This window comes from Halomonas sp. 3A7M (assembly GCF_014897875.1).
Classification (GTDB): Bacteria; Pseudomonadota; Gammaproteobacteria; order Pseudomonadales; family Halomonadaceae; genus Vreelandella.
In genome coordinates this window covers 1-26,040 of the sequence record NZ_JABUZD010000034.1, presented here as the reverse complement: position 1 = coordinate 26,040, position 26,040 = coordinate 1, and the positions used below count along the sequence as shown (strand labels likewise).

General features: G+C 53.4%; 26 protein-coding genes. 14 read left to right on the top strand and 12 right to left on the bottom strand.

All coding sequences use genetic code 11. The features are described 5' to 3' along the window. From phoR to INT19_RS02465, 3 genes are all read left to right on the top strand, one after another. A complete protein-coding gene (gene phoR / locus INT19_RS02475) occupies positions 1-1,317 on the top strand; it encodes a phosphate regulon sensor histidine kinase PhoR (RefSeq protein WP_193059592.1) in 1,317 nt (438 codons plus the stop codon). A gap of 300 nt (positions 1,318-1,617) precedes the next feature. Next, complete coding sequence (locus INT19_RS02470; protein ID WP_193059591.1) at positions 1,618-1,920, top strand: hypothetical protein; 303 nt, start codon at positions 1,618-1,620, stop codon at positions 1,918-1,920. Positions 1,921-2,375: 455 nt separating this feature from the next. Further along, complete coding sequence (locus tag INT19_RS02465) at positions 2,376-2,648, top strand: hypothetical protein (RefSeq protein WP_193059590.1); 273 nt, start codon at positions 2,376-2,378, stop codon at positions 2,646-2,648. Between the two features lie 98 nt (positions 2,649-2,746). Here the strand turns inward: INT19_RS02465 and INT19_RS02460 are convergent, their stop codons facing one another. The 7 genes from INT19_RS02460 to INT19_RS02430 all read right to left on the bottom strand — a co-directional run bounded on the left by INT19_RS02460 (position 2,747) and on the right by INT19_RS02430 (position 9,312). Then, on the bottom strand, positions 2,747-3,226 hold the full coding sequence (locus tag INT19_RS02460; RefSeq protein ID WP_193059589.1) for a copper chaperone PCu(A)C: 480 nt from the start codon (positions 3,224-3,226) through the stop codon (positions 2,747-2,749). Positions 3,227-3,351: 125 nt separating this feature from the next. Further along, positions 3,352-4,086, bottom strand: a complete 735-nt coding sequence (cysZ, locus tag INT19_RS02455) for a sulfate transporter CysZ (RefSeq protein WP_193059588.1) — start codon at positions 4,084-4,086, stop codon at positions 3,352-3,354. A gap of 68 nt (positions 4,087-4,154) precedes the next feature. Next, on the bottom strand, positions 4,155-4,880 hold the full coding sequence (phoU, locus tag INT19_RS02450; RefSeq protein ID WP_193059587.1) for a phosphate signaling complex protein PhoU: 726 nt from the start codon (positions 4,878-4,880) through the stop codon (positions 4,155-4,157). 30 nt (positions 4,881-4,910) lie between these two features. Further along, on the bottom strand, positions 4,911-5,726 hold the full coding sequence (pstB, locus tag INT19_RS02445) for a phosphate ABC transporter ATP-binding protein PstB (RefSeq protein WP_089040211.1): 816 nt from the start codon (positions 5,724-5,726) through the stop codon (positions 4,911-4,913). Next, positions 5,720-7,144, bottom strand: coding sequence for a phosphate ABC transporter permease PstA (gene pstA / locus INT19_RS02440; protein ID WP_193059586.1), 1,425 nt, complete (start codon positions 7,142-7,144; stop codon positions 5,720-5,722). The genes pstB and pstA overlap by 7 nt, the downstream gene beginning before the upstream one ends. Beyond that, positions 7,144-8,262, bottom strand: coding sequence for an ABC transporter permease subunit (locus INT19_RS02435; RefSeq protein ID WP_193059585.1), 1,119 nt, complete (start codon positions 8,260-8,262; stop codon positions 7,144-7,146). The genes pstA and INT19_RS02435 overlap by 1 nt, the downstream gene beginning before the upstream one ends. 96 nt (positions 8,263-8,358) lie before the next feature. Further along, the gene (locus INT19_RS02430; RefSeq protein ID WP_193059584.1) at positions 8,359-9,312 is read right to left on the bottom strand and encodes a PstS family phosphate ABC transporter substrate-binding protein; all 954 of its coding nucleotides are present in this window, start codon (positions 9,310-9,312) and stop codon (positions 8,359-8,361) included. Positions 9,313-9,396: 84 nt separating this feature from the next. On the opposite strand from INT19_RS02430, the gene INT19_RS02425 reads away from it, so the two are divergent. Continuing rightward, on the top strand, positions 9,397-9,810 hold the full coding sequence (locus tag INT19_RS02425) for an acyl-CoA thioesterase (protein ID WP_083007699.1): 414 nt from the start codon (positions 9,397-9,399) through the stop codon (positions 9,808-9,810). Positions 9,811-9,889: 79 nt separating this feature from the next. Here INT19_RS02425 and INT19_RS02420 read toward each other — a convergent pair whose 3' ends face one another. The 3 genes from INT19_RS02420 to hexR all read right to left on the bottom strand — a co-directional run bounded on the left by INT19_RS02420 (position 9,890) and on the right by hexR (position 14,249). Next, entirely contained in the window at positions 9,890-10,978 is a 1,089-nt protein-coding gene (locus INT19_RS02420; RefSeq protein ID WP_125753101.1) for a TRAP transporter substrate-binding protein, read from the bottom strand. 136 nt (positions 10,979-11,114) lie between these two features. Continuing rightward, entirely contained in the window at positions 11,115-13,313 is a 2,199-nt protein-coding gene (gene uvrD, locus INT19_RS02415; protein ID WP_089040216.1) for a DNA helicase II, read from the bottom strand. An 81-nt stretch (positions 13,314-13,394) separates the two neighbouring features. Beyond that, complete coding sequence (gene hexR / locus INT19_RS02410) at positions 13,395-14,249, bottom strand: transcriptional regulator HexR (RefSeq protein WP_089040217.1); 855 nt, start codon at positions 14,247-14,249, stop codon at positions 13,395-13,397. A gap of 217 nt (positions 14,250-14,466) precedes the next feature. Here hexR and INT19_RS02405 point away from each other — a divergent pair, with 217 nt between their 5' ends. Beyond that, positions 14,467-14,685, top strand: coding sequence for a PA3496 family putative envelope integrity protein (locus tag INT19_RS02405; protein WP_089040218.1), 219 nt, complete (start codon positions 14,467-14,469; stop codon positions 14,683-14,685). Positions 14,686-14,818: 133 nt separating this feature from the next. On the opposite strand, the gene INT19_RS02400 is transcribed toward INT19_RS02405, so the two are convergent. After that, positions 14,819-16,162, bottom strand: coding sequence for a sodium-dependent transporter (locus tag INT19_RS02400; protein WP_193059583.1), 1,344 nt, complete (start codon positions 16,160-16,162; stop codon positions 14,819-14,821). Between the two features lie 153 nt (positions 16,163-16,315). Continuing rightward, positions 16,316-17,170 carry a DUF72 domain-containing protein gene (locus tag INT19_RS02395; protein ID WP_193059582.1) on the bottom strand — a complete coding sequence of 285 codons (855 nt, stop codon included), beginning with the start codon at positions 17,168-17,170 and terminating at the stop codon, positions 16,316-16,318. A gap of 292 nt (positions 17,171-17,462) precedes the next feature. Here INT19_RS02395 and antA point away from each other — a divergent pair, with 292 nt between their 5' ends. The 9 genes from antA to INT19_RS02350 all read left to right on the top strand — a co-directional run bounded on the left by antA (position 17,463) and on the right by INT19_RS02350 (position 25,726). Continuing rightward, entirely contained in the window at positions 17,463-18,851 is a 1,389-nt protein-coding gene (gene antA / locus INT19_RS02390; protein WP_089040221.1) for an anthranilate 1,2-dioxygenase large subunit, read from the top strand. A 3-nt stretch (positions 18,852-18,854) separates the two neighbouring features. After that, on the top strand, positions 18,855-19,340 hold the full coding sequence (gene antB / locus INT19_RS02385; protein ID WP_038479649.1) for an anthranilate 1,2-dioxygenase small subunit: 486 nt from the start codon (positions 18,855-18,857) through the stop codon (positions 19,338-19,340). Then, positions 19,261-20,376, top strand: a complete 1,116-nt coding sequence (gene antC / locus INT19_RS02380; protein WP_226924446.1) for an anthranilate 1,2-dioxygenase electron transfer component AntC — start codon at positions 19,261-19,263, stop codon at positions 20,374-20,376. The genes antB and antC overlap by 80 nt, the downstream gene beginning before the upstream one ends. A 7-nt stretch (positions 20,377-20,383) precedes the next feature. Continuing rightward, positions 20,384-21,508 (top strand): muconate/chloromuconate family cycloisomerase, encoded by a 1,125-nt coding sequence (locus INT19_RS02375; RefSeq protein ID WP_193059581.1) that lies wholly within the window; start codon positions 20,384-20,386, stop codon positions 21,506-21,508. A 28-nt stretch (positions 21,509-21,536) separates the two neighbouring features. Continuing rightward, positions 21,537-21,827 carry a muconolactone Delta-isomerase gene (catC, locus tag INT19_RS02370; protein ID WP_089040225.1) on the top strand — a complete coding sequence of 97 codons (291 nt, stop codon included), beginning with the start codon at positions 21,537-21,539 and terminating at the stop codon, positions 21,825-21,827. A 65-nt stretch (positions 21,828-21,892) separates the two neighbouring features. Then, positions 21,893-22,867 carry a catechol 1,2-dioxygenase gene (gene catA / locus INT19_RS02365; RefSeq protein WP_193059580.1) on the top strand — a complete coding sequence of 325 codons (975 nt, stop codon included), beginning with the start codon at positions 21,893-21,895 and terminating at the stop codon, positions 22,865-22,867. A 42-nt stretch (positions 22,868-22,909) separates the two neighbouring features. Beyond that, positions 22,910-23,893, top strand: a complete 984-nt coding sequence (locus INT19_RS02360; protein WP_051626399.1) for a TRAP transporter substrate-binding protein — start codon at positions 22,910-22,912, stop codon at positions 23,891-23,893. A gap of 10 nt (positions 23,894-23,903) precedes the next feature. Next, positions 23,904-24,470, top strand: a complete 567-nt coding sequence (locus INT19_RS02355) for a TRAP transporter small permease (RefSeq protein ID WP_193059608.1) — start codon at positions 23,904-23,906, stop codon at positions 24,468-24,470. Beyond that, positions 24,467-25,726 (top strand): TRAP transporter large permease, encoded by a 1,260-nt coding sequence (locus INT19_RS02350; RefSeq protein ID WP_193059579.1) that lies wholly within the window; start codon positions 24,467-24,469, stop codon positions 25,724-25,726. The genes INT19_RS02355 and INT19_RS02350 overlap by 4 nt, the downstream gene beginning before the upstream one ends. Positions 25,727-26,040 lie beyond the last annotated feature (314 nt).

The following is a 26,040-nucleotide window of genomic DNA, read 5'->3' as shown; positions in this document are numbered from 1 at the left end:
GTGCGCCTGTGGAGCCGAGAACTATGGCGAATTGCGTGGCTGGCCGCTTTGGGCGCTTGTCTGGGGTGGTTGCTGGGTATGCCAGGTCTTGGAGTTGCTGCGGGGCTTGCCGTTTGTCTGGTGTATCAACTGCGCCAATTGCGAGCGCTCTTTAAGTGGTTAACGCTTCATCCTCATGATGAACCCCCTGCTGCGAGCGGCATGTGGGGCGAGCTTTTTGATCGCTTGTATCGCTACCAAAAGAGCCAACGGATTACTCAGAATCGCTTACGTGCCACCCTTGCACGTATTCAGGAATCATCCGAAGCGATGCGTGACAGTGTCGTTATGCTAGATCGACATGGCGACCTGGAGTGGTGGAACAGTGCCGCGACAGAAATGCTGGGCTTGCAAACAGCCCACGACCGTGGCCAGCACATTACCAACCTGCTTCGTGACCCGCGATTTATCAGCTACTTTAATGCACGTAAATACGGTGAGCCGCTGACCTTAACGTCGCCCATCGATGAACGGCATATCCTTCAATATCAAATTACTCTCTATGGTGATGATGAGCGCTTGGTAATGGCGCGAGATATTACCCGCTTGCATCGTTTAGAGCAGATGCGTCGTGACTTTGTCGCCAATGTTTCCCATGAACTACGCACACCGCTAACGGTATTGATGGGTTATTTAGAAACCTACAGCGACTTAAAAGAGCAACTTCCACCACGTTTGGGCCGAGGTATTGCTCAGATGGAAGAGCAGACGAAGCGTATGCAAAACTTAGTCAATGATCTGCTACTGCTCTCTCGGTTAGAAATTGATCAAGGTGGCGAGGATCATCATGCGTTGGCGTTAGGGCCAATGCTCGACGCCATTCGCCGCGATGCGCTAGCGCTCTCTAATCAACAGCACAGTGTTCAAGTCGCGCTTGAGAGCGATGCCCGTCTGATCGGCAGCGAGCAGGAACTGCATAGCGCTATTTCAAACCTAGTGTTTAACGCTGTGCGGTATACGCCAGAGGGTAGTCAGATAACACTTCGCTGGAAAACCATGCCCAATGGCAGTGCTTGTATTGAAGTTGACGACGATGGTGAGGGAATTGACCCTGTGCATATTCCACGCTTAACCGAGCGTTTCTATCGCGTTGATAAAGGGCGTAGTACCGCAACGGGTGGTACCGGGCTTGGTCTAGCGATTGTAAAGCATGTGTTGCTAAGACATGACGCATTGTTACAAATTGAATCTCGCCCTGGCGAAGGAGCCCTCTTTCGCTGTGTTTTTCCGTCTTCACGTGTTGTCAAAAGCGAGTCCGCCTCGCGCAATTCTGTTTAAGTACAAGTGATGTATAGGTGTGTCATGCTTGTCATACAAGTATGGTCACATAATACTCATGTGCCATTTCTAACCACTTTCCCTGCTTGATCTGCAAACGCTTTAAGCGCCCTTTCTATTATTTTTTATTGACTAAGTGTTTGTTTTGTTTGATTTTTTATATAATTTTTGATTTTTTGGCACATCGTCTGCAAGTGTCTTGGTACTTGGTAAGAGAGAAAACCATAGGATTTGGTAAGCCGAAAGGCCGTCTTTCTTACTATTTAAGCAGTACCTGAACAGCGATCTAGGAGACGGAACATGATGTCCAAGGAACTACTCAAGAAAGCTGGTATTTTAAGTGTAGCGTTCGGTTTAGTGGCTAGCCCTGCAGCATTCGCTCAAGAGCCAGCAGACCCCGCGAACAATATTTCCCCTGACGAGCAGCCTGTTGAGACTCAATCCGAAAGTACAACAGATTCAAGTGATTATGATAGCCAAGAGCTGACTCATGACGAAGGCGATAACGCCAGCGACATGGAACCTAGTTCAACTAGCCAGGACGATTCAGAGTCTGGCTATGACAGCACAGATGAGTTGCCTGAAGAAAATAGCGGAATGTAACATTAACTTTGGTTACTTATCTTTTCAAAAGGTACTATAACTCTTACGCTTACGGATGAGCTATTCAGAGGCATGGATGTCAAATTGCATGGATGCTCCTAGATTCAAGGATTGAATCTTTCGACGGTCAACACGCTAGTTAGGGTTAATTCCAAGGCTGGAGCCCCTCAAACGGATAGGAAGCTAGTGTTACGTATCGCGATACTAAGAGTGCTCAAGACCCCACTTCGGTGGGGTCTAATTTTTTGTGTATAGTATAATCATTGTTACGTTGCCCACTGTTTCTTGGTGTTAAAAATGCAATTATTCAGATGACACGTTTTGCGATTGGCAAAAGAAGGTACCTTGTATCATTGCATTGTCGGTTGCTCCATATAGCAAGGAGTTTTTATTTATGTTGTTGAAATCATTTGTTAAAAGCACTGTGGTTGTAGGCTTATCGTTGGGGCTTATCGTTGGGGCTTATCGCAAGTCCATTAGCGTTTGCACACTCTTCCATTGAGCTGAATCAAGGACGTGCTGAGAACCAAGAAATTATTCAACCTCAATCTCGTAACACATCGGGCCCTGCAACCTATTCAGCTAAAGATTTGATCAATGATAATGAGAATACTCTGATATATGCTCCTTCAAGCCGTGCCAGTGACGCTGATGATGACTCTAAAGAGCGAGCAGGTTATCGCGCTGAAGAACTCAACCGTGAAGAAGGTAGCAGTACACGCTGGTAAAGAGGGCGATGGTTAAACGTGTGTGACAAATAAGTTTTATAGCAAAAACCCCGCTTCGGCGGGGTTTTTGTGGTTAAGACGGTGATCGATTGATCCTGTTAATGCTGGTGATGGCGGTCAGCGGCGGTGCTTCCTTCTTGGGCGCTTTGAACCCAAACTTCTATTTCAATAGCGTCTTGCTGGGCAAATTCGAGCGTGATGGGAAACCGGTCACCTTCTGCCAATGGCTGATGTAATCCCATTAGCATTAAGTGATAGCCGCCACCTGGGCGCATTGTTAGCGTTTCATCTTTAGCGATTTCGATAGCACTGACGTGGCGCATTTTCATCATATCGCCTTCCATCTGCATATCATGTAGCTCAACACTTTCGCTCACAGGTGTCTGCGCGCTGACCAGTGTGACGGACTCTGTATGAGCCGTAATATCCAGATAAGCGGCACCATTTGCCACACCGGGGGGAGTTGGCGTGGCAAAAGGATGAGCGATCCTTAACTGGTCGGTTTGAACGTCGTGAGCCGACGCGAAAGAGATTGAGCCAGTGAGGAGAGCCGTCAACCAGAGTGCGCGGGTCAGCATGGTCGTATTCCTTGTAGGGGCCTTATCTTCTTAACAAGGCTTATGCTTAATCTTGAGAATAATAGTGAAGCCAAACAACCTTAAGGTAACAAATAGGTTGTGTCAGCGTTATAGCGATTAAGCCATCAGCGATGAGGCGTAATGTCGCGCGTGCCGCGGTAGTGGTCGTCCCACATTAAGACGGCACCTGCCACCGCGCCGGGAATTAAGAACAGGTTGGCGAGAGGAATCCAGGTCACTAACATGATCAACCCGCCGTAGGTGAGGCTTGGCCACCACCGTTGCGATAATCGTGTACGCATATCGCGAAACGTAACCTTATTGTTATCCATAGGATAATCTAAATAAGTGATTGCCATGATCCACGCGGAAAAAAGGATCCACAAAATAGGCGCTATCAGGTTCAGGCCAGGTATCCAGCTAATGATAAACAGTATCACCATGCGTGGCAGAATATAACCGAGTTTGACTAGCTCACGACCCAAGGCATCGACGGCGGTTTTAGCGAGTCCGCGGTCATCCAGGGGTTCACGTCCTGTTGCTTGGCGCTCTACCTTCGCGGCTAAAAAACCATAGAAAGGTGCGGCGATTAAGTGGGTGACCAGGGTGAAGGTAAAAAAGATCACCAGCAGTAGGCTGATAAAGAACAGTGGCCAGATTAGCCATGAGAGCCACTCAAGCCAGCTTGGCACCATTGTCATCGCACTGTCTAGCCAGCCAGAAAAGCGGCTGACCACGAAACTGAGCATGCTGGCATAAACGATTATATTGACCACGATAGGTAGGAAAATATAGCGCCGCAGACCTTTCTGGTAGACCAAGCGAGTGCCTCGACTCAGCGCTGTCATCGCATCCAACATGTTTGCTCCTTAGAAAAAACGCCCAGAGGGGATATCTGGGCGTATTGCAGGAGGAATCGCGTGCTAGGTCAAGATTTTTTAAGTACCTGCGGGTCGATCGTGTCGGGATCGCTATGGCGAATATCTAACCCTTTGACCAAGTAGACAACGTACTCCGCCAGGTTGTTGGCATGATCACCCACGCGTTCTAAGGCACGTAGCACCCACATAATGCTAAGTACGGAGCTAATCGAACGTGAGTCTTCCATCATAAAGGTCATCAGCGAACGCATGGCGCTACCATACTCATCGTCAACGAACTCATCTTCGCGCACAACTTGCATTGCAAGATCAGTATCAAAACGCGCAAAAGCGGTAAGTGAATCGCGAAGCATTTTACGCACGTGCTCGCTGATATGGCGTACTTCGACTAAACCACGAATACTGCCGCTACTTTCGCTCAACAGTAGTGCATTTCGAGCAATTTTGCTGGCTTCATCGCCGATACGCTCAAGGTCAGAAGTTGCGCGAATAACCGCCAGCACTAAGCGCAAATCGGAAGCTGCGGGCTGACGACGCGCTAATACCCGCGTACATTCATCGTCAATTTGCAGCTGCAGGTCGTTCACTTGGCGGTCATTGTCGCGCACTTTCTCAGCAAGACGGCTATCACCTTCCAGTAGCGCAAAAACAGCATCTTGCACTTGTTTTTCCACCAGACCGCCCATGGCCATCAGGTGGGTTTTTAGCTCCTCCAGCTCTTGGTTGAACTGGCGAGAGATATGTTGGCTGTGGCTATCGCTCGTAATATCCATTGAGCACTCCTGACGTGATGTCTTTGGGGCCTAGGTGATGCGGCCGGTGATGTAGTTTTCGGTGCGTTGTAAACGCGGGTTGGTGAACACTTGATCCGTTGGCCCGTACTCAACGAGTTCACCGTGCTGCAAAAAAGCCGTGTAGTCAGAAACCCGCGCGGCTTGCTGCATATTGTGGGTAACCAGCACTAGCGTTAGCTGTGATTTAAGGTTACGAATCAGCTCTTCAATTTTCAGCGTTGAGATCGGGTCTAAGGCTGACGCTGGTTCATCAAGTAGCAGTACATCCGGCTGTACGGCAAGCGTACGAGCAATGACCAAGCGCTGCTGCTGGCCGCCAGATAGCTGCCAGGCCGATCGGTGCAGACGATCTTTAACCTCATCCCACAGTGCTGCCGATGTCAGTGCCCATTCGATAATGTCGTCTCGCTTCCGCTTGGGTAAGCGTTGCTGTAAACGCAGGCCAAAGGCCACGTTTTCATAAATCGACATAGGGAAAGGGTTGGGTGTTTGAAACACCATCCCAACGCGCCGTCGCAACTCGGTAACATTCATGTCCGGGGCATGAATATCCTGACCTTCAAGCTGAATATGGCCACTGTGTGTTACCGATTCATTAAGGTCGTGCAGTCGGTTAATCGCGCGTAGCAGCGTTGACTTTCCACAGCCTGAAGGGCCAATAAAGGCCGTTACACGGTGGCGTGGTAGGTCTAATGTTAGATCGCGCAACGCCATTTTCCCCGCATAAGCGAGGTGAAACTTTGCAATGCTCAAGCAGCGCTGTTCGGCAGAAAAACGCGCCACGGGTGCGAGAGCCGCATTGTTGGACGATAAAGACGCTAACATTCGTTTCCTCGCTGACGCCTCAGATAATGACGCAGAAATATGGCAGTTAGATTAAGCACGAGTACGATTAATACCAGCAGCAGCGCAGTGGCGAAAACCAGCGGAATGGCGGCCTGCACATCTTCACCATGAAAGGCGGTATCAAATAAATGATAGCCGAGGTGCATAAACTTGCGCTCTAGATGAAGGTAGGGAAACTCACCATCTACAGGCATTTGCGGCGCTAGCTTGGCAACGCCCACTAGCATTAGCGGCGCCACTTCGCCTGCGGCTCTGGCGACGGCTAAAATCATCCCCGTTAGCATGGCGGGCGTTGCCATGGGCAACACCACCCGCGTTAACATTTCTAAACGTGTCGCCCCCAGTGCAACGGCACCTTCCCGCTGGGCATCGGGTATGCGTGCTAGCCCTTCTTCGGTAGCGACAATCACCACAGGTAACGTGAGCAAGGCAAGTGTTAGCGAGGCCCAAAGAAGGCCGCCGGTTCCAAATGTGGGTGAGGGCAGTTCATCGCTAAAAAACCAGCTGTCGATAGAGCCGCCTACTCCGTATACAAATACCCCAAGGCCAAACACGCCATAAACGATTGAGGGCACACCTGCCAGGTTGCGTACGCCAATGCGAACTAAGCGCGTTAAGCGGTTTTGGTGAGCGATTTCGTTTAAGTAAATGGCAGCGAGAACCCCAAACGGAGTAACGATTACTGACATCAGAATGACCATTAAGACAGTGCCAAAAATGGCTGGCCAGACACCTCCGCCAGTATTTGCGGCGCGTGGCCCTTCACTTAGAAATTGCCAGATGCGTTGCCCCCAGGCGATGGTTTTTTGTCCCCATGACATAGCATTTGGTGATTGAAAGTAGGTAACACTTGCCAGCGGCTGGCGAAGTATTTGACCATCGGCGGTGGCTAGCACTAACGTGCCAGGGGGCCGCTGGTTGACGGGCAAGGCAAGCGCATCCTGGATGAAGGCCCAGGCAGCTTGTTCTGTTAACCGTTGATCGCCACTCTCCAGCGTCATTAAGCGACCTATAAAATCACCCCATGGGGTGCGCGTTAAGCGGATAAGGTCGGTTGGCTCGGCCTGTTGGCTAATCTCATCAATGGCAATCCACTGCCAGTTGCTTCCTGTAATATCCTGATTACCAGTGAAATAGAGCCGTTCTGACCCTGCTCCTTTGGGCAGCGTCGTTTCACGAACTGACTGCCCAATGACGATGTCGCCTGACTTGAGGGTAACTTCCTCTAACGGCGCTGGCCAAAAATGCCCTAACCCCCGAATCGTCAGCAGCGTTAATAATGCTGCCAACATTAATAACGAAAGCGCCACACAGGCAGCACAAAGCCAAGGCCAGAGCCCGCTGCCGCTCATTTTTAAAAAATCAACGTTTGAAAAAACAGCCCGCTGCCAACGCATTAGAGTGTGCTCCCTAAGCGTTGATAGCGTCGGCGCAAGCGCTGTCTGACAATTTCAGCCAGGGTGTTCACCACAAAGGTAAAAATGAACAAGGCCAACGCCGCCAGTATCAGTAAGTGATAGGTCAGCCCACCTGGAGATGCCTCGGGAAGCTCAATGGCGATAGAGGCTGATAGCGAACGCAGCCCTTCAAACGGACTGGCACTCAAGAGCGCGGTGTTACCGCTGGCCATTAACACAATCATGGTTTCGCCCACGGCGCGGCCAGCGCCAATCATCACCGCTGAAAAGACCCCAGGACCTGCCGTGGGTAGGGCAACTTTCCACAGTGCTTGCCAGCGACTAGCGCCTAGCGCTTGAGCACCTTCCATTAAGGTAGGGGGCACATCGGCAAGTGCATCTTCCGCGAGTGAATAAATACTGGGAATCACCGCAAATCCCATCGCAATGCCTACAATCAATGCATTTCGAGTGGCGTAATCAAGACCATAACGTTGATCCAGCAAGCGTCGCAGGTCGCCGCCAAGCCAGTGTTGTTCAATGATGGGAGCAATCCATATAGCCAGTACAGCCATGCCAGCCAACCAGGGGATCAGCCATAAGCCTGCCCAAGAAAGCGGTAGTCGTTGACGAACGTGGGCGGCCGTCCGATACCATAGATATCCCGCTAAGGCTGCGCTAAGAGGTAGCCAAATAATGATCATCAAGGCACTAGCCAGGTTTCGTTCCACCCAGGGGGCGAGTAATAAACCGGCAATGAAACCGATGACAACGCCAGGCACTGCTTCCATCAACTCAAGCGTTGGCTTCAAACGGCTACGGAGTCGTGCTGACATGAATAGTGCAGAGTACATTGCCGCGCCCAGGGCAATAGGCGTTGCGAATAGCATGGCCGCCAGTGCCGCTTTTAACGTTCCCCAGGCAAGGGGCGAGAGTTTAGCGAGGCTGAACGTGTCGCCAAAGGCGAGCAAGGGTAGCGTTTCCCAAAAAAGGAACACACCAATCGCTAAAATTGCCAACAAAACACCGATGCCACCGGCGGTGATAAGCCCGGTAGCAAGTCGGTCTTGTATATGGCGCAGCGGCTGACGCGAGAAGGGTAGCCGAGGAGGAATCATGTCGACATCATAGAAAAGCGAAAGCCATCACGAAAATAAGCATGCATGGTCAAGTCTCCTTACCCTATCGTTTGTTTATGACAATTAAATGACAGTTCACAGGTGTTGGCGCTGAGCATCACGCAGGTGATTGGGCAGCGGCACAAAGCCAGCTGCTTTGACAATTTGCTGACCCTCTTCGGAAAAGATAAGTGTCAGGAAGGCTTGCTCCACAGGTGGCAATGACTCGCCGGGTGGCAGGTTAACGTAAAGATAGAGATCGCGTGATAATGGGTACTTTCCTTGCTGAATAGAGCGTTCGTTGGGCGCAACGGCAGCGCCGGATTCATCGACTAGGCGCAGTGCGCGCACCATTGGGTTTAAATGGTTGTAGCCTGCATAGCCCATGGCATTGAAGGACTCTCCTACCGCAGCAATGACCGCCGATGAGCCTGGGTGTTCACTGATATCTAGGCGGAACTCGCCATCGCACAGGGCTCTTGCCTGAAAGAGGCCATGAGTACCTGACGCTAGGTTACGGCCATGCAGGGCTATTTGGCCATAGGGCCAATCCGTCGCCGGGATCAGCGTACTCCAGCGCCGGATGGGGTGGGGGGCACCGCAAGCGAGGCTAGTTGAAAAAATCGCATCGACTTGTTGGAGTGTCAGGGTATCCAATGGGTTATGGCGATGTACCGCCACGACTAATGCGTCCCGAGCAACACGAAGTTCAAGCGGTGGGTAACCGTAGCGGTCAATAAACTGCTGGCGTTCTGCATGGGTCATGGGACGTGACATCGGCCCTAGGCGAGTGGTGCCAGCCACTAAGGCAGTTGGCGCGCTGGCTGAGCCGCCGGCCTGAAATTGCAGGTTGATATCCGGGTGGCGGGCGCTTAAGGCTTCGCCCCAGCGCAGCACTAAGCCTGCCATGGTGTCAGAACCGACGGCACCTAACGTGCCGCTCACCGAAGTTGGCTGCCCCCAGGCAAGCGTGCCTGCCATTAAAAGCCAGCCAGTCAGAAGCAGTAGCAGTTGATGTTTGCTCACACGTCGTAAATTGTAACGCTTCAAACGACACCCCTCTTGTGATTAACTATTACCAGCCTATTGCGATGCAGCAACATCACAACAATAACCTTTTGAAGCGACCACCTTATGACACCGCTGGACACCGATTTGGACGATGTACCTGCTCCGCAGGGGCAGCTCACCTTAAAGTTACTGGCTTCTCGGCAAGATACCAATCTCTATGGTGATATTCCGGGGGGTTGGTTAGTCAATCAGATGGATCAAGCCGCCGAATTAGCCGCGGGCCGAGAGGCAGGCGGTCGCACAGCGACCGTGGCTATCGAAGCGATGGATTTTTTAAGCCCGGTACGCGTGGGTTCTATGGTAAGTGTCTATACCTGCGTGCGGGAAATAGGCCATAGCTCAATTAAGATTGATGTTGAGGTATGGGTGCGTCCACCTCAGGGTCGCCATTTGGAAGAGCGGCAGAAAGTCACCGAAGCGCGTTTTGTGATGGTAGCGTTGGATGATAATGGGCGTATCCGTGCGGTGCATAGCTGAGAGATTGGTTGACCATTAACATCGCAAAAGGGCGCCTTGGCGCCCTTTGTTGTGTCGCTACTAAAAGTTGGCGAAATTCCTAGACGCCGACATTGTCGCGGTTTTTCAGGTAGGCGTATTCGCCGACATCGCTGAATGGGCGCAGTAATTTCTGGAAGGCTGAGTAAGAGTCATAAACACGGCGAGACTCTTCGTCACTGTCTACTTGGCGCTGGATCGCGGCTTTTGAAGATTCATACAGCGCTGCCATCACGTCGTCTGGGAAGGTACGCAGTTGAACACCATGTTCATCGACCAGCGTTTCCAATGCCTGAGCGTTACGGAAGGCAAATTCGCTGATCATGGCGAGGTTAGAGGCGCGCGCAGCCTCACGGATAACGTCTTGCAGATCTTCTGGCAGGGAATTCCAAGCGTCTAAATTGACCGTGCCTTCCAGTACGGCTGTCGGCTCGTTCCAGGCGGAGGTGTAGTAGTAATCCGCTACTTGGTGAAGGCCAAACGCCATATCATTGTAAGGCCCGACCCAGTCCGCTGCATCAAGTGCGCCGGTTTGCAGCGAGGTGAAGATTTCTGAGCCCGCCATAGTGACGGTACTGACGCCAATGCCGTTCATCGCTTCGCCAGCAAGGCCTGGCAGGCGAAGTTTTAGGCCCTGCATATCGTCTAGGGAGTTAATCTCTTTTTTGAACCAGCCGCCCATTTGCGTGCCGGTATTACCGACAGCGAAAGGCTTCAGGTTGTGGTTGGCGTAGATTTCATCCCACAGTTCCTGGCCGCCACCGTTATACAGCCACGCATTCATTTCGGTGGTGTTCATGCCAAACGGCACAGCAGTGAAAAACTGTGAGGCCGCGACCTTGCCGCGCCAGTAGTAGGATGCGGAATGCCCCATCTCTGCGGTACCCGCAGCGACCGCATCGAACACCTCAAGTGCAGGCACAAGCTCACCAGCACCGTGTACACGAATGCGCATGCGGCCATTGGAGAGCTGCTCGACCCGACGCGCGAAGTCATTGGCACCTGTGCCAAGCGCTGGGAAGTTTTTCGGCCAGGAGGTCACCATATCCCAGGTGTAGGTTTCGTTGGCGCTAGCAGTGGAAACAAAAGGCGCAGCAGCGACACCGGCGGCACCGAAGCCGGCGGTTTTTAGAAATTGGCGGCGTTGCATGGCGGGCATAACTCCGAAATTATCTGATGTTTTTTTATTAACGCGCAGTGAGCGCAGTGTCCATCAGCCAGTATGCGCTAAGCAGGTTTTAATCGGCAAGTACCCGCCTACAGCTTTACGCTTACGTTAACACCGCTCAAAGTGGGGTGAGTTTGGCAAACCCTAGTACGAGCCATTTCACCCCTTCACCTTCAAAGCTGACCTGTACGCGGGCGCGGGCACCTTCACCTTCCGCGTTTAAAATGATGCCTTCGCCAAACACCGGATGCATTACCCGCTGGCCAACATGCAGGGCAGGTAGGTCGCCGTCGCTTTCAACCCGCTGTTGCGCAAAACTTGAGCGTGAAGCGGTAACGGGGCGGGAAATATGGCCACGTAGGCGGACTTCTTCCAATAAATGGGGGGGAAGTTCGCGTAGAAAGCGCGATGGCCTGGGGAATACTTCTTTGCCATGCAGGCGGCGGGTTTCGGCATGGGTCAGGTAGAGTTTCTGCATCGCGCGGGTAACGCCGACATAGCAAAGTCGTCTTTCCTCTTCGAGCCGCCCTGGCTCTTCGATCGACATTTTATGAGGAAACAGGCCCTCTTCAACGCCGGCAATAAACACCACGGGAAACTCCAAGCCCTTAGCAGAGTGCAGGGTCATCAGCTGCACGCTGTCTTCAAACTCATCGGCTTCATGGTCGCCGGCATTAAGTGCCGCTTCGGAAAGAAATGCTTCCAGCGCTGCCATGCCTTCGCCTGCCTCAGGGGTCTCGAAGGCATCGCCATGGGTAAAGGCGCGCGCAGCTGTCACCAGCTCTTCCAGGTTTTCCACGCGCGCTTGGCCTTTTTCGCCGCGCTCGCTCTTGTGATGCTCGATCAGGCCGGTATGCGTGGTGATGTGGTCGATAATTTCATGCAGCGGCAGGCCAGATGCATCGTTGTCTAATTGCTCAATGAGGTTGGCAAATGTCTGCACCGCGTTGGCTGCACGGCCTTTTAGCGAGCCGTCTTGAATGGCATCGTGCAGCGCCTGCCACAGAGAAATGCTTTGTTCTCGGGCACGGTGGCGCACAATCTCTACCGTACGGGTGCCTATCCCGCGGGTAGGCACGTTAATCACGCGCTCCAGAGAGGCGTCGTCATCACGATTAAGCAGTAGGCGCAGGTACGCTAGGGCATTTTTGATCTCTAAGCGCTCATAAAAGCGGTGCCCCCCGTAAATACGGTAGGGCATACCTTGGCGGATCAGCGTCTCTTCCAGTAAGCGCGATTGAGCATTGGAGCGGTAAAGAATGGCAACATCGCGGCGATTAAACCCTTCATCGACCTTTTCTTTGATGGTATCGACGATATAGCGGGCTTCTTCTAAGTCGTTAAACCCGGCGTAAACAGAAATAGGGTCGCCTTCGACACCGTCAGTCCATAGGTTTTTACCCAGCCGCTCACTGTTATGACTGATCAGCGTGTTAGCGGCCTCCAGAATCGCGCTTGTGGAGCGGTAGTTCTGCTCTAGGCGTACGGTGTGAGTGTTAGGGAACTCCTCCTCAAAGCGGCGAATATTTTCCACTTTGGCGCCGCGCCAACCGTAAATTGACTGGTCATCGTCACCGACGGCGGTCATCGGTGTTTGTAGCCCAGTGAGTAGTTTTAACCACGCGTATTGCAGCGTATTGGTGTCCTGAAACTCATCGACCAATACATGACCAAAGCGCTCGCGGTAATGATTTAGCAACGGCGGGTTGTCACGCAACAGTTCTAGGCTGCGCAGTAGCAGTTCACCGAAGTCCACTAAGCCGCCGCGTTCGCAGATAAATTGGTAGCGCTCATAAAGCTCTACCATCTGGCCAAGATAACCATCGCCGTCCACGTTGACTTGGTGGGGGCGAAGTCCTTCCTCTTTGCAGCCAGAGATAAAGCCTTGCACCTGGCGGGGCGGGAAGCGCTCATCATCGATGGAATAATCTTTGAGCATCCGTTTTACCAGCCGTAACTGGTCATCGGAGTCGATGATTTGGAAGTGCTGTGGCAGCCGGGCATCCTGCCAGTGAGTGCGCAGTAGGCGATGAGCAATAGAGTGAAACGTGCCAACCCATACATGGCGCATGGAGATGCTCAGCAGGGCTTCCAGACGAGTGCGCATTTCCCGCGCGGCCTTGTTGGTAAACGTGACCGCCAGCAGGGCATACGGCGAAAGCCCTTCGGCCTGCATTAGCCAAGCAATGCGATGAACCAGCACGCGGGTTTTACCGGATCCGGCACCCGCCAGTACCAGTAAGTTACCCTGGGGTGCGCTTACTGCCTCGCGCTGGGCAGGGTTGAGCTGATCAAGTATCGCCGTGACGTCGTCCATATAAGCCGCTGCCGGTTCGAAAAATGGGCGGCCAGTTTAGCACAGCCAGTGAACTGGCTGTGCATACAGTCGAATGGACAGCTACGGTTCTTCAGGGTAACGCAGCGTATTCAGGCTCTTTTTGACGGCTTTTAGCTGCTCAGCAAGCCTCGGGCCGCGCGTTTTGGCAACGCCAACGGCGAGGACGTCGATAAGCACCAAATGGGCGATTCGTGAGCTAAGCGGCGTGTAGATTTCGGTATCTTCATGCACATCGATATACAACGGCAGGCTCACTTCGCCGGCCAGCGGTGAGTCACTCGGGCACAGGCCAATAACGGTAGCGCCTGCTTCGCGCGCTAAGCGAACGCTAGCGACCAGTGCTTTAGTGCGGCCAGTTTGTGAGATGGCGACCACCACATCACCCTCTTTTAGCGTGACCGCCGACATATTTTGCATATGCGGGTCCGCATAAGCGGAGGTCGATATCTGCAGGCGGAAGAACTTGTGCTGGGCATCGAAAGCCACGGCACCGGAGGCCCCAAAGCCATAGAACTCAACGCGGTTTGCCATGGCGAGAGCGTTGACTGCACGCCCGAGGGCATCATTATCAAGCCGGTCGCGCACCGATAAAAGTGTGCCCACGGTGGAGTCGAAAATGCTATGGGAAAATTCGGCAACCGAGTCGCTATCGTTCATCGAGAACTGGGCAAACTGACTACCACTGGCCAGCATCTGGGCAAGTTGGAGTTTAAAGTCCTGAAACCCATTACAGCCGAGTGCGCGACAGAAGCGCACGACGGTGGGCTCGCTAACTTTAGCCTCTGTTGCGAGGTCGACAATCCGCATATGGATGACCTCGTCTGGGTTGCGCAGTACGAACCGCGCAACCTTTTGCTCGGAGCGACGAAAGTGCTCCATGCGGCGTCTCATTTCATCGAACAGGGCGCGGCTCACATTAAGCTCCTTAAATTCTCTTTAGTACTTATGCAGACACAGTATAAATGCGATTGACTCATGCGTTTAAATGCCGTTAGGGCATTTCAGCTGGATTCGTCATCATTTTGTCAAGTAGGTTATAGTAAGAAGTGAAGTGCCGCACTGCATCATTTAAATAAACAGTCGTCACGGATGCAGGTGGACGTAGGCATATTCACCTGGAGGAACGTCGATTATGAGAAACGTCGAACGAATCACCTCGGTAAAAAGCGAACTGCTCGACATCTTTATGAGTATGGAAGTGGATGAGCATGTTGAGCGTCGGCGCAGTGCCGCCCAGCGCAGCCTAAGGGCGCGTAGGGGCATCGAGCTGCATCGGGAGTTTCAGAAGTTATCGCGAGATATCGCCCCGATGCCAGACGATGACGAGCAGCAAGAGAGCGAACTGCATTAAAAAAGTGCACTAAAGAGTGCACTTAAAAGGTAGGCTCAAAAAGTATACCTAAGGATTGTAGGACGCTGAAGCAGATCCGCCCCGCTCATGCGCAGGGCGGCACTGCTCAATAGTGCTGATTGTCAGTAAGGGTTTAGAGTAGCCCTGTGACGAACACTGCAATAACGCCTGCGGGCGCTATAAAGCGCGCGATGACGTTCCATACGCTAACGCCTGTGGACGAAAGCCCCAGCTCAGCCTCTACACTGTCACGCTTCAAACACCACGCAACAAATATAATTGCCCCCAGCCCGGTTAATGGCAGCAAGATCTTGCTGGTAAACGTATCGAGTAGATCGAAAATATTAAGGCCGAAGAAAAGCACCTCAGACCACACGTTAAACGACAACAATGCGGCGACACCGAGTACCCAGACGCCAATCCCACTTGTTAAGGTAGCGGTGACACGAGACATTGTAGTGCGCTCTTCAAGCATTTCTACCGTCGGTTCCAGCAGGGAAATCGCTGACGTTAAGGCAGCAAAGGTCAGCAGTAAGAAAAACATCAAGCCCAAAATTGTACCGCCAGCCATATTGCCGAAAGCTAATGGTAACGTGACAAAAATCAAACCTGGGCCTTCTCCAGCGCTGAGCCCATTAGCAAATACGATCGGAAAGATTGCTAAGCCCGCCAACAGCGCGATCGCCGTATCCAGAATAATAACGGTGCGTGCGGTACTGATCAGGTTAACGTCTTCGCCTAGGTAGGAACCGTAGGCCATCATAATGCCCATACCCAGCGATAGGGTGAAGAACGCTTGGCCCATGGCAGCGAGTACAACACCGCCGTCAAGTGCATCCCAATCCGGGCTGAACATAAAGGCTAGCGCTTCACCAAAATAGCCGCTGGTCATGCCGTAGCCCACCAGTATCAGCATTAATACCACCAGAGCTGGCATCAACAGTCGTGCTGCGCTCTCAAGGCCCTTGGTTACGCCACGCGCAACGATCCCAATGACGAGCGCCATAAAGGCTGTATGCCAAAGCAGCAGGGTCGTCGGGCTAGCCAACATGCCGCCAAAAAGGCCACTAATGGCGTCAGCATCTTGGCCGTTAAACGTTCCAATGACGGAACTAAGGGTGTAGTTCAGCGACCAGCCGCCAATGACGCTGTAAAAAGACAGAATCAGGAACGCCGCTAATACGCCACTCACACCGATTAACGCCCACGCCTTGGATTTACCATGATCGGCTGCTAGGTCCGCCATAGTGTTGATTGGATTTTTCTGGCCACGACGACCAATCATCCATTCAGCCACCAAAATGGGCAGGCCCACCAACGCTACGCAAGCAAGGTAGACAAGCACGAAAGCTGCCCCACCACTGTCGCCCACCATGTAAGAAAAGCGCCAAATGTTGCCAAGGCCAACGGCTGAACCAGCGGCCGCTAGCACAAACCCCATGCGCGATGACCACTGTGCATGTGCAAGTTTTGCCATGAAATCACCTGTTTAGTTAATTGTAATAAGGCGTTATAAGCCTAATGTGCTGATTTTCGGAAAAGAGAAATGTTCTAACGTTATTTTCCGAAAGTACGCGCAATTTATCCGATCGTGGTGGGGGTTGCCAGTCAGTTAGCCTAAAAAGATCGGTCAAAACAGTTGGCTCTGCTTATCGTCGGCGAATGACGCAAGCGCTGGCAAAGTGATGCGTTGTTGAACTTCATGGTACAAACAGCGCGCCAGTTCTGGTGACGCTCGGTTATCAGCAGTATGCACAAATAAGAAAGGGGTTTTCCCCTGACTTATCCACAGGATGAGCCTGTCTGTCCACGGCGTGAAGTAGTCCCTATTAATTGTTTTGTCAATATGGCCAATAAAGCGAATGACTGGATAATTTGCTGTAGAAAGCACGTGTAGCGGGAGTTTCGGCTTTTCTTGCTGAGCATGCGCTAGGCCAGGATGGTCGTTGACGGGTGTTGAAAACAGCGGGCGAACATCGAGCATCACGCGGTTAGCTGAATAAGTTATTAACAAGCGGTTCAGGGCTTTTTCAGCGTCTCCTTTAAGGAAAAAAGCGGGGTGGCGTACCTCTACTGCGCAAGGCAAGTGGGTCGGCCATTGAGCAAGTAGTGCTTCTAGTTGTGACAGCTCCGAAGGGCCAAAATCACGTGGTAGCTGAACCATGGTAGGACCAAGGCGATCATGCAGTGGCGTGAGTGCTTCGAGAAACGCCCAGGCATTTTCTGGCTGGGTTAAACGCTGGTCATGGGTGACTGTGGCGGGAAGTTTAAAGCAGAAACGAAAATGAGGCGGTATTTGCCGCGCCCACGCGGCCACCGTTTCTGCCTTTGGTGCGCCGCTATAAAACGTTGTATTGCCCTCAACGCTTGAAAAGACCGCCGAATAATCGCTTAACAGGTCAGTTTTGGCATGCCTTGGATAAAGAGTGCCAAGCCAATCCTGATTGGCCCACATGGGCAGACCAAGGTAAAGCGGTAGCGTCATGTTAAGGCCTTTCGTGGTTATCTTTATACTAGTGTAACTGTTTCATAGAAGCGTTCAGGTGCTTTTCTAGGGCACTGTTTCTAGAACATTGTTTCTAGGGCATTGTTTTTAGGAAATTGTTGCGACGATTAAATAGACAAGAACGGCTTGGATGAGCATTGGCGCCAATCAGTACTGCTCTCGGAGAATGAGCAAAAAAGTGCATAGTGTTCCTCCAAGAACTGCATAGTGAAGGCTGGGGGAAGCCTCTAGGGTTAGACGTACCTCATAAGTAATAAAAAGGTAACGACCCATGACTGCATATCGCTCCCCCTCCGACTGGCAGGCTTTCGTCGAGAGTTGTATCGACTTCCGCCCCGATGAAGGCGTTTTTAGGGTTTCTCGTGACATGTTCACCGATCGGGCGCTGTTCGATCTCGAAATGGAACTCATCTTCGAAAAGCAGTGGATCTTCGCCTGCCACGAAAGCCAAATTCCCAATAAGAACGACTTTATTACCATGCAGGCTGGCCGTCAGCCGATGATCATCACTCGTGACGGCAAGGGAGAGCTGCGGGCGCTGGCCAACACCTGCCAGCACCGTGGGGCCACCCTGACCCGGGTTGGCAAGGGCAACCAGTCTACCTTCACCTGCCCGTTCCACGCTTGGTGCTACAAGTCCGATGGCCGCCTGGTCAAGGTCAAGGCGCCGAGCGAATATCCCGAAGACTTCGACAAAGCCAGCCGTGGCCTGAGCCAGGCGCGCATCGAAAGCTACCGTGGCTTCGTCTTTATTAGTCTGGACACAGAATCCACCGTCAGTCTCAAGGAGTTCCTCGGTGACACTACGCTGTTCTTCGACATGATGGTCGAGCAGGCGAAGGATGGTGAACTGGAAGTGCTGCCCGGTGAGTCCCGTTACACCTTCAACGCCAATTGGAAGCTGCAGAACGAGAACGGTCTGGATGGCTATCACGTCAGCACTGTGCACTATAACTATGTTTCCACCGTACAGCACCGCCGTGAGCTGGAAGCCCAGCAGAAGGGTAGCAGTGGTGACACCCTCGATTACAGCAAGCTAGGTGCCGGCGACAAAGATACCGACGATGGTTGGTTCTCCTTCAATAACGGCCACAGCCTGTTGTTCAGCGACATGCCTAACCCCCAGGTACGCCCTGGTTACGCTGCGGTGATGCCGCGCCTACTAGAGCAGCTCCCCCAGGAACGTGCTGAGTGGACCATGCACCGCCTGCGTAACCTGAATATCTACCCCAGCTTGTTCTTCATGGATCAGATCAGTTCCCAGCTGCGCATCGTGCGCCCGGTGGCTTGGAACAAGACGGAAGTGATCAGCCTCTGCTTGGGCGTGAAAGGTGAGTCCGATGCTGATCGCGAGAATCGTATCCGACAGTTTGAGGACTTCTTCAATGTCTCTGGCATGGGGACCCCCGATGATCTGGTGGAGTTCCGTGAGCAACAACGTGGCTTCGAAGCGCGGGCCACTGAGTGGAATGACATTTCCCGGGGCTACCAGTGCTGGGAGTACGGCGAGACCCATAACAGCCAGGTGCTTGGGATTAAACCGGTGATCACCGGAACCGAGTTCACCCATGAGGGGCTCTACGTCAACCAGCACGGCAGCTGGCAGCAAATGCTGCTCGCGGGTCTCGAGAAGAAAGCACTCAAGCTCCAGGAGGTATAAGTCATGAGCCAGCAGCAATCCATCGAACAGTTTCTCTATCAGGTCGCCGAACTCTGTGACAGCCAGGATTGGGATGCTTATTTAGACCAGTTCGCCCCAGAGTGTGAGTTTCATATCCCTCAGTGGAAGGGCGACCATGAGATCACCCAGGACCCGAAGCGTGAGATGTCGCTGATGTACTACGCGGACCGCACAGGCATTGAGGATCGCATCTTCCGCCTGCGTACTGGTAAGTCCGCTGCTTCTACGCCGATGCCCCGCACGCTGCATCTGATTAATAACGTGCGCTGGGCGCCACGTGATGATGGTCAGGTGCAGGCTAAGGTGAACTGGGTCACTCACTTCCACCGCTTCGGTGAGAGCGGCTACTTCTTCGGCACGGCCAGCTACACGCTGCGTGGTGATGGCGATGACTGGAAGATTACCCGTAAGCACACGGTACTGCTCAACGACAAGATCGATTCCGTCTTGGATTTCTACCACGTCTGATGTTGCTGGAGGGCGAGTCATGCATAACACAGCCGCCATTGTCTTTCGGGACGGCACCACCCGCTTCGTCAAGGTCGATAAGAATGAGCTGCTGATGGATGCCGCTCAGCGTCACGGAGTCAATCTGCCGGTGGATTGCCGGGAGGGGGTTTGTGGTACCTGCCGCTGCCTGCGCGAGTCCGGTGATGTCGACGTCGAGTATATCGATGAGGAGGCCTTAACCGAGGAGGAGATCGCCGAAGGGCATGTATTGGCTTGCCAGACTCGCCTGCGCTCCAGTCAGGCTTCCTTCTATTTCGATATCGATTCCAACGTCTGCAGTGTGGCTACCGAGGTGCATAACGGCACTGTCAGTGCCGTGGAGCAGGTCTCCGATGGTGCTGCCATCCTCGAGATCACCCTCGACGATCCCACTCAGGCATTGCCGTACTTGCCTGGTCAGTATGCTCGCATCGAGGTGCCGGGTAGTGATCAGTGGCGGGCCTACTCCTTTGCCACCTCGGCGGTACAGGAGGGAAAGCTGCGCTTTTTGATTCGCCTGTTGCCGAGCGGTGTGATGAGTGACTACCTGCGCGACTGTGCCCAGGTGGGCGATGCCATCTCTCTGGAGGCGCCCTTGGGAGCCTTCTATCTCCGTGAGGTACAGCGCCCGTTACTGATGGTGGCCGGCGGTACAGGCCTTTCTGCCTTCCTCGGTATGCTTGAGGAGCTGGCCGAAAAGGGCGAGTGCCAGCAGCCGATCCGTCTCGTCTATGGAGTGACCCAGGAGCAGGATCTCAGTGAGCTCGCGCGTTTAGAAGCTTTCACCGAGACGCTGCCCGACTTCGCCTTTGGCACCGTTGTAATGACGCCTTCCGAAGCGTGGCAAGGCAACAAGGGCGTGGTCTGTGATCTTTTCGATCTCGACTTCCTCGCCCAGCCCTTCGATGCCTACCTATGTGGGCCGCCGCCGATGATTGAGGCTAGCAAGACTTGGTTTGAGGAAAATCCGGTGGGCGAATGCCGAGTGTTTTTTGAGAAATTTATCTCTAGTTGAGGTTTCTATGCGCGGCGTCTCTATTGAAGATATTCAAACAGTGCTGGTCGATTTACCAACCATCCGTCCACACAAGCTTTCCATGACCACTATGGCCTGCCAAACCATGGTCATTGTGCGCATGCGCCACTCGGATGGGGTTGAAGGGCTAGGCGAAGGCACCACCATTGGTGGCCTTGCCTACGGCCCAGAAAGCCCAGAGAGCATCAAGCGCAATATTGATACCTACCTAGCGCCGCTGCTGATCGGTCAACCGTCAGGCAATATTCATCAGCTACGCGCCCGCCTTAACCGCCACATCCGCGGCAATATGATCGCCAAATCGGCGCTGGAAACCGCGCTGCTCGATGCTCAGGGAAAACGTTTGGGGCTAAGCGTGGCCGAGCTGCTCGGCGGCGCCCGCCAAACACATTTGCCGGTGCTCTGGACGCTGGCCAGTGGCGATACCGCCAAGGATATCGACGAAGCGCAGTTGCGCTTAGAGCAGCGCCAGCATTGTGACTTTAAGTTGAAGATCGGCGCACATCCGGTGGATCACGATGTACGTCACGTGGCGGCCATCAAAGAGGCCTTGGGGGATCGCGCCAGCGTGCGCGTTGACGTCAACCAAGCGTGGGATGAGTCCACCGCGGTTCGCGGTATTCAGGCACTGCAGGAGGCCGGTATTGAGCTGATCGAGCAGCCCATTCCTGCTCGTGAGCATGCCGGGCTGGTCCGACTGGCTAACCGTTTCAATGTGCCAATGCTCGCTGACGAGGCAGTACAAGACGCTCGCGACGGGCTTGACCTTGTCTGCGGCGGTTTCAGTGGTGCCTTCGCGCTGAAGATTGCCAAAGCCGGTGGCATGTACGGCGTGCTGGAACTGGCCCATGTTGCCCAAGCTGCGGGGGTTGGCTTGTACGGTGGCACCTTGCTGGAGGGCACCATCGGCACTGCCGCGTCACTCCACGCCTGGGCAACGCTACCAGAAATGGCCTGGGGGACGGAGATGTTCGGCCCGCTGCTGCTCAAAGACGACATCGTCGTTAAACCGCTGAATTACCATGACTTTGGCGTCGACTTACCGACAGGGCCGGGGCTGGGTATCACGCTAGATGAAGACAAGGTTACGCACTACTCACGTAAAGACTAGTCGCGTAAGAGCCGAGGAGGAGAGCGCCATGCTGTATCAGGTAGAAATGACCGTTAAATTGCCGACGGATATGCCCGCCGAGCAAGCGGCAGATATTAAGGCTGCTGAAAAGAGCTACTCCCAAGACCTGCAGCGCCAGGGCAAATGGCGCCACTTATGGCGGGTGGCAGGCAGCTACTCGAACGTCAGCATCTTTGACGTTGAAGATAACGCCGAGCTGCAAGCATTGGTTAGCAACTTACCGCTGTTTCCCTATATGGAGATCAGCGTCAAACCGCTGTGTCGTCACCCCTCTTCAGTGCGTGACGACGATAGCTGATATACCCAGGTGCAAGGTTAGTTCTTATTAATAACAACAGCTTATAACAAACAGAGGGTTTCACCATGACCGTGAAGATTTTTGACACTCCCGACGTGCAAGACTTCATCAAAACCGTTGCTGGCTTTGGCCAAACCGGTGGCAATGATCGCGCCAAACAAATTGTGCATCGCTTGGTATCTGATCTGTTCAAGCTAATCGATGACTTCGATGTGACCGAGGAAGAGTACTGGGCGGCGGTCAATCTGCTCAATTCGCTGGGTAGCCAAACTCAGTTTGGTTTGCTGTCTCCTGGACTTGGTTTTGATCACTACCTTGATATGCGCCAAGACGCTATCGATGCCGAAGCCAAACGCACTGGCGGCACCCCGCGTACTATTGAAGGCCCGCTGTATGTCGCTGGCGCCCCGGAAGCCGAAGGTTTTGCCCGCATGGACGATAGTCAGGATAACGACGGTGAGACCATGTGGCTGACCGGTCAGGTGCGTGACGTGAGCGGCACGCCGATTGCTGGCGCGAAGGTCGAGATTTGGCACGCCAACTCCCATGGAGGTTACTCCTTCTTTGATCCTTCGCAATCTGAGTACAACCTGCGTCGTACGATTTATACCGACAGCGAAGGTCACTACACCGCGCGTAGCATTATCCCCTCTGGTTACGGCGTACCCGAAGGTGCGCCCACGGATGTAGTGCTGAAATCTCTGGGACGTCACGGGCAGCGTCCAGCGCATATTCATTACTTCGTCTCCGCTCCGGGCCACCAGCACCTGACCACTCAGATTAACCTGGCGGGTGATCCCTACACCTATGACGACTTTGCCTTTGCCACCCGTGAAGAGCTGGTCGTCACTGCCGAACGTATTGAGGACCCCGCCGAGATTGCCAAGCGTGAACTAGACGGTCCGTTTTCTCATGTGGTGTTCAATGTGGCACTGGCCAACGTTGAGGCACCCGAGCTACAGGTGCGTCATGCCCGGCCGCGGGCTAAAGAAGATGAGCAGGATCTCGCCAGTCAACTGGCCGGTACAGCGAAGGTCTGAGTCTGTTTTCAAACCACATAAAAACTATATAAGAGACCCATTATGACTCCTACAAAAGCCTTTCTGAGCACTGCCGTGGCGGCCTCTCTACTCTTTGGTGCCGTTTCTGCCCAGGCTCGCGATTTCCGCCTGGGGGTAATTACACCTCCCCAGCACCTCTGGTCCACCGAAGCTGTGGCCTTTGCCGACACCCTTCATGAGCGTTCTGATGGCGAGCACAGCGTCAGTGTCTTCCCGGCTCAGCAGCTCGGTAACGAAGCACAGATGGTTCAGCAATTGCAGACTGGCGCGCTGGACATGGCCTTTCTGACCATCGCTGAAATTTCCAATCGGATTCCTGACTTCGGTGCCCTCTATGCGCCCTATCTGGTTGATGATGTGGATCATGCCGCGCGCCTACTGCGTTCCGACACTGCCGGTGAACTGCTCGACCTGATGCCCCAGGGCGTGGGTATGGTCGGCGTTGGCTATGGCATGGTAGGCATGCGGCAGGTGCTCTCTCGGGCACCTATCGAGAACCAGGCCGATATGAGCGGGAAGCGCTTGCGTATCACCCCCTTTGAGCCAATCCGTGACTTCTATACTGCCACTGGCGCGGCTCCAGCCCCGTTGCCATTGCTCGAAGTCTATGACGCTCTGGCTAATGGCCAGGTAGATGCCATCGACATGGACTTTGATTCTATCTTGATCCTCAAGTTTTATGAGCAGGCGCCTAACTTACTGATCTCCAACCATATGATGTTCCCTATGGTGGGTGTGGTCTCCGGTCGGGTTTGGCGCGAACTCTCAGTGGAGGATCGTGAGTTGATCGAGACCGCCATGGCTGAGCACCTGGAGAATGTCCTGTCCGGCTTTCAGGCTAAGGATGCTGCCCAAGAAGCTGAGATCCGTGAGCTTGGTCTGAACATTGTCGAGGCCGATGCTGAGTTCTTCGGCGACGCCATTGCCGAGTGGGAAGCAATCTGGGGTGAGAAAGCTCCGAGACTGGAGATGCTTCGCCAGGAAGCCGACCGTCTACGTGAATGAGGGCGACGTGATGTTGTCACGACTTTCTGACCGACTTGCCAAAGGAGAGGAGATCACTGCCGCTGTCCTAGCGGCGGCAGTGACCCTGCTGATCCTTGTCAATGTGGCTTTTCGTGCCGCCGGCTATCCGATCTACTGGATCAGCGAGCTGGCTATCTACGCCATGATCTGGATGACTCTGCTGATCTCCAGTGCGGTTTTTAAACGGCGCCAAGGGATTGCTGTGACGCTGTTCACTGATCTCTTGCCGACCTCTTGTCAGCGCCTGGTAGGTTTGTTTGTCGACCTCATGGTGGCGCTCTTCGCGCTGATTCTGCTGTGGCTTTGTTGGCGCTGGTATCAGCCACTACTGCTGTGGCAGAGCGGATTCGATATTCAGGCTTTTCAAGGCGAGACCTTCAATTTCATCTATGCCGAGAATACCTCAACGCTGGGTATCAAGAAGTTCTGGGTGTGGCTGATTCTTCCTTGGTTCGCCGCTTCCTTGCTGTTCCACAGTCTGATCAATTTATGCCAATCGCTGTGCAATCTTGGTCGTCCGGCATCCCACACCACTCAAGAGGAGGTGGCCCGATGACTGTCGCTGTCTTTGCTGTGCTACTGCTGGGGGCGGTGCCCATTGCCCTGGTGCTGGCACTTACCGCCCTGTTCTATATATTGGTATCGGGTAATACCGTGCTCTTTGAGTCCTATCCTCAGCAGTTATTCGCGGCCATCGAGAGCTATGGGCTGCTGGCCATTCCACTCTTTATGCTGGCCGGAGAGTTGATGAACGAAGGTGGGGTAACTCGCCGATTGATCGACCTGGCACGGCTGCTGGTGGGTGGTTTTCGCGGTGGCTTGGCCTACATCAATCTGGTTGCCAACATGATGATGGCAGCGATTATCGGTTCTGCCGCCTCGCAGATCGCCATCATGTCTCGGGCTATGGTGCCAGCCATGGAACGGGAGGGCTATGACAAGCCCTATAGTGCGGCCATTACCGCTGCTGGCGGCTTGCTGTCACCCATCATCCCGCCCTCGATGCTGTTCGTGCTGTTCGGCGTGATGGCCCAGGTGCCCATTGCGGATATGTTTATCGCCGGTATCTTGCCGGGCCTACTGCTAGGCGGCACCTTCTTTCTGACTATCGCCATCATGGGGTTGGTACAGCAATACCCCAAGGGAGAGTGGCTGAGTCGACAAGAAGCAATAAAAGCGCTGAAGATGGGCCTGCCAGCCATGTCGATACCGCTGATTATCATCGGCGGTATTCTGCTGGGCTTAGCGACTCCCACCGAATCGGCGGCGCTCGCCTCGCTGGCGGCGTTGCTATTAGGGCGCTATCTCTATCGTGATTTGAAAGTCGCCATGCTGCCCGAGATACTCAAACGCACCGCTATCAATGCCGGTCTGGTGATCATGTTGATCGCTGCTGCTGGAGTCTTCGGCTGGGTGGTCGTCTACGAGCAACTGCCGCAAATGGCTGCCGCCTGGATCGCTGCTTTGACCACCGACCCCTTTATTTTTCTGCTGTTGCTGGTGGGGGTGTTGCTACTGGTGGGAATGATCATCGATGGTATCGCTGCGCTGATCCTGGTAGTCCCCATCCTGCTGCCGATTGCCACCCAGCAGTTTGATATTACTCCCTACCAGTTTGGTGTGGTGGTCTGTCTGACGTTAGTGCTGGGACTTCTGACGCCGCCAGTGGGTGCAGGACTGTTTATTGCCTCTTCCATGACGGGGGTGCCGCCTATGCGTATCTTCCTGGCATTGTTGCCATTCCTGCTGGCGAGTCTTGTGACCTTGGTGTTGTTAGCTTGGCAGCCCTGGCTGACGCTGGCACTCCTCTAGAAAACGGATGTACAACCTTTAAGTAGCAGAGCCCCCTCAAGGTGTGACCTTAAGGGGGCCGCCCACCTTCAAACTATTCATGGCTACCTGACTGGCAATATCACGGATGCCTTCCATTGGGCTGACCGTGGTCGAGAGGGGGGGGGGCGATTACTTCGAAATTATCGAGTATTTAAATGCTAGTTTCTTCTTAAACAATTAATAGTATGAGATTGTTTAAAACAGCCCCGTGGAGGGTGAATAAAAGCTATAAATATCTTAAATGGAGTGACTAAGTGGCTATTCAAAATTTATCGTGCGCTCAGACCCGTAGC

What these genes read in the sequence shown, in the direction of transcription:
- antC (WP_226924446.1), top strand. Translation starts at nt 19,261, where the DNA reads ATGACTGGAAGATTACCCGTAAGCACACGGTACTGCTCAACGACAAGA.
- INT19_RS02395 (WP_193059582.1), bottom strand. Translation starts at nt 17,170, where the DNA reads ATGACGCTACCGCTTTACCTTGGTCTGCCCATGTGGGCCAATCAGGAT.
- pstB (WP_089040211.1), bottom strand. Translation starts at nt 5,726, where the DNA reads ATGTTAGCGTCTTTATCGTCCAACAATGCGGCTCTCGCACCCGTGGCG.
- INT19_RS02375 (WP_193059581.1), top strand. Translation starts at nt 20,384, where the DNA reads ATGCGCGGCGTCTCTATTGAAGATATTCAAACAGTGCTGGTCGATTTA.
- catC (WP_089040225.1), top strand. Translation starts at nt 21,537, where the DNA reads ATGCTGTATCAGGTAGAAATGACCGTTAAATTGCCGACGGATATGCCC.
- phoU (WP_193059587.1), bottom strand. Translation starts at nt 4,880, where the DNA reads ATGGATATTACGAGCGATAGCCACAGCCAACATATCTCTCGCCAGTTC.
- INT19_RS02400 (WP_193059583.1), bottom strand. Translation starts at nt 16,162, where the DNA reads ATGGCAAAACTTGCACATGCACAGTGGTCATCGCGCATGGGGTTTGTG.
- uvrD (WP_089040216.1), bottom strand. Translation starts at nt 13,313, where the DNA reads ATGGACGACGTCACGGCGATACTTGATCAGCTCAACCCTGCCCAGCGC.
- INT19_RS02470 (WP_193059591.1), top strand. Translation starts at nt 1,618, where the DNA reads ATGATGTCCAAGGAACTACTCAAGAAAGCTGGTATTTTAAGTGTAGCG.
- INT19_RS02420 (WP_125753101.1), bottom strand. Translation starts at nt 10,978, where the DNA reads ATGCAACGCCGCCAATTTCTAAAAACCGCCGGCTTCGGTGCCGCCGGT.
- INT19_RS02435 (WP_193059585.1), bottom strand. Translation starts at nt 8,262, where the DNA reads ATGATTCCTCCTCGGCTACCCTTCTCGCGTCAGCCGCTGCGCCATATA.
- INT19_RS02360 (WP_051626399.1), top strand. Translation starts at nt 22,910, where the DNA reads ATGACTCCTACAAAAGCCTTTCTGAGCACTGCCGTGGCGGCCTCTCTA.
- cysZ (WP_193059588.1), bottom strand. Translation starts at nt 4,086, where the DNA reads ATGTTGGATGCGATGACAGCGCTGAGTCGAGGCACTCGCTTGGTCTAC.
- INT19_RS02355 (WP_193059608.1), top strand. Translation starts at nt 23,904, where the DNA reads ATGTTGTCACGACTTTCTGACCGACTTGCCAAAGGAGAGGAGATCACT.
- pstA (WP_193059586.1), bottom strand. Translation starts at nt 7,144, where the DNA reads ATGCGTTGGCAGCGGGCTGTTTTTTCAAACGTTGATTTTTTAAAAATG.
- INT19_RS02350 (WP_193059579.1), top strand. Translation starts at nt 24,467, where the DNA reads ATGACTGTCGCTGTCTTTGCTGTGCTACTGCTGGGGGCGGTGCCCATT.
- antB (WP_038479649.1), top strand. Translation starts at nt 18,855, where the DNA reads ATGAGCCAGCAGCAATCCATCGAACAGTTTCTCTATCAGGTCGCCGAA.
- antA (WP_089040221.1), top strand. Translation starts at nt 17,463, where the DNA reads ATGACTGCATATCGCTCCCCCTCCGACTGGCAGGCTTTCGTCGAGAGT.
- INT19_RS02405 (WP_089040218.1), top strand. Translation starts at nt 14,467, where the DNA reads ATGAGAAACGTCGAACGAATCACCTCGGTAAAAAGCGAACTGCTCGAC.
- catA (WP_193059580.1), top strand. Translation starts at nt 21,893, where the DNA reads ATGACCGTGAAGATTTTTGACACTCCCGACGTGCAAGACTTCATCAAA.
- INT19_RS02460 (WP_193059589.1), bottom strand. Translation starts at nt 3,226, where the DNA reads ATGCTGACCCGCGCACTCTGGTTGACGGCTCTCCTCACTGGCTCAATC.
- INT19_RS02425 (WP_083007699.1), top strand. Translation starts at nt 9,397, where the DNA reads ATGACACCGCTGGACACCGATTTGGACGATGTACCTGCTCCGCAGGGG.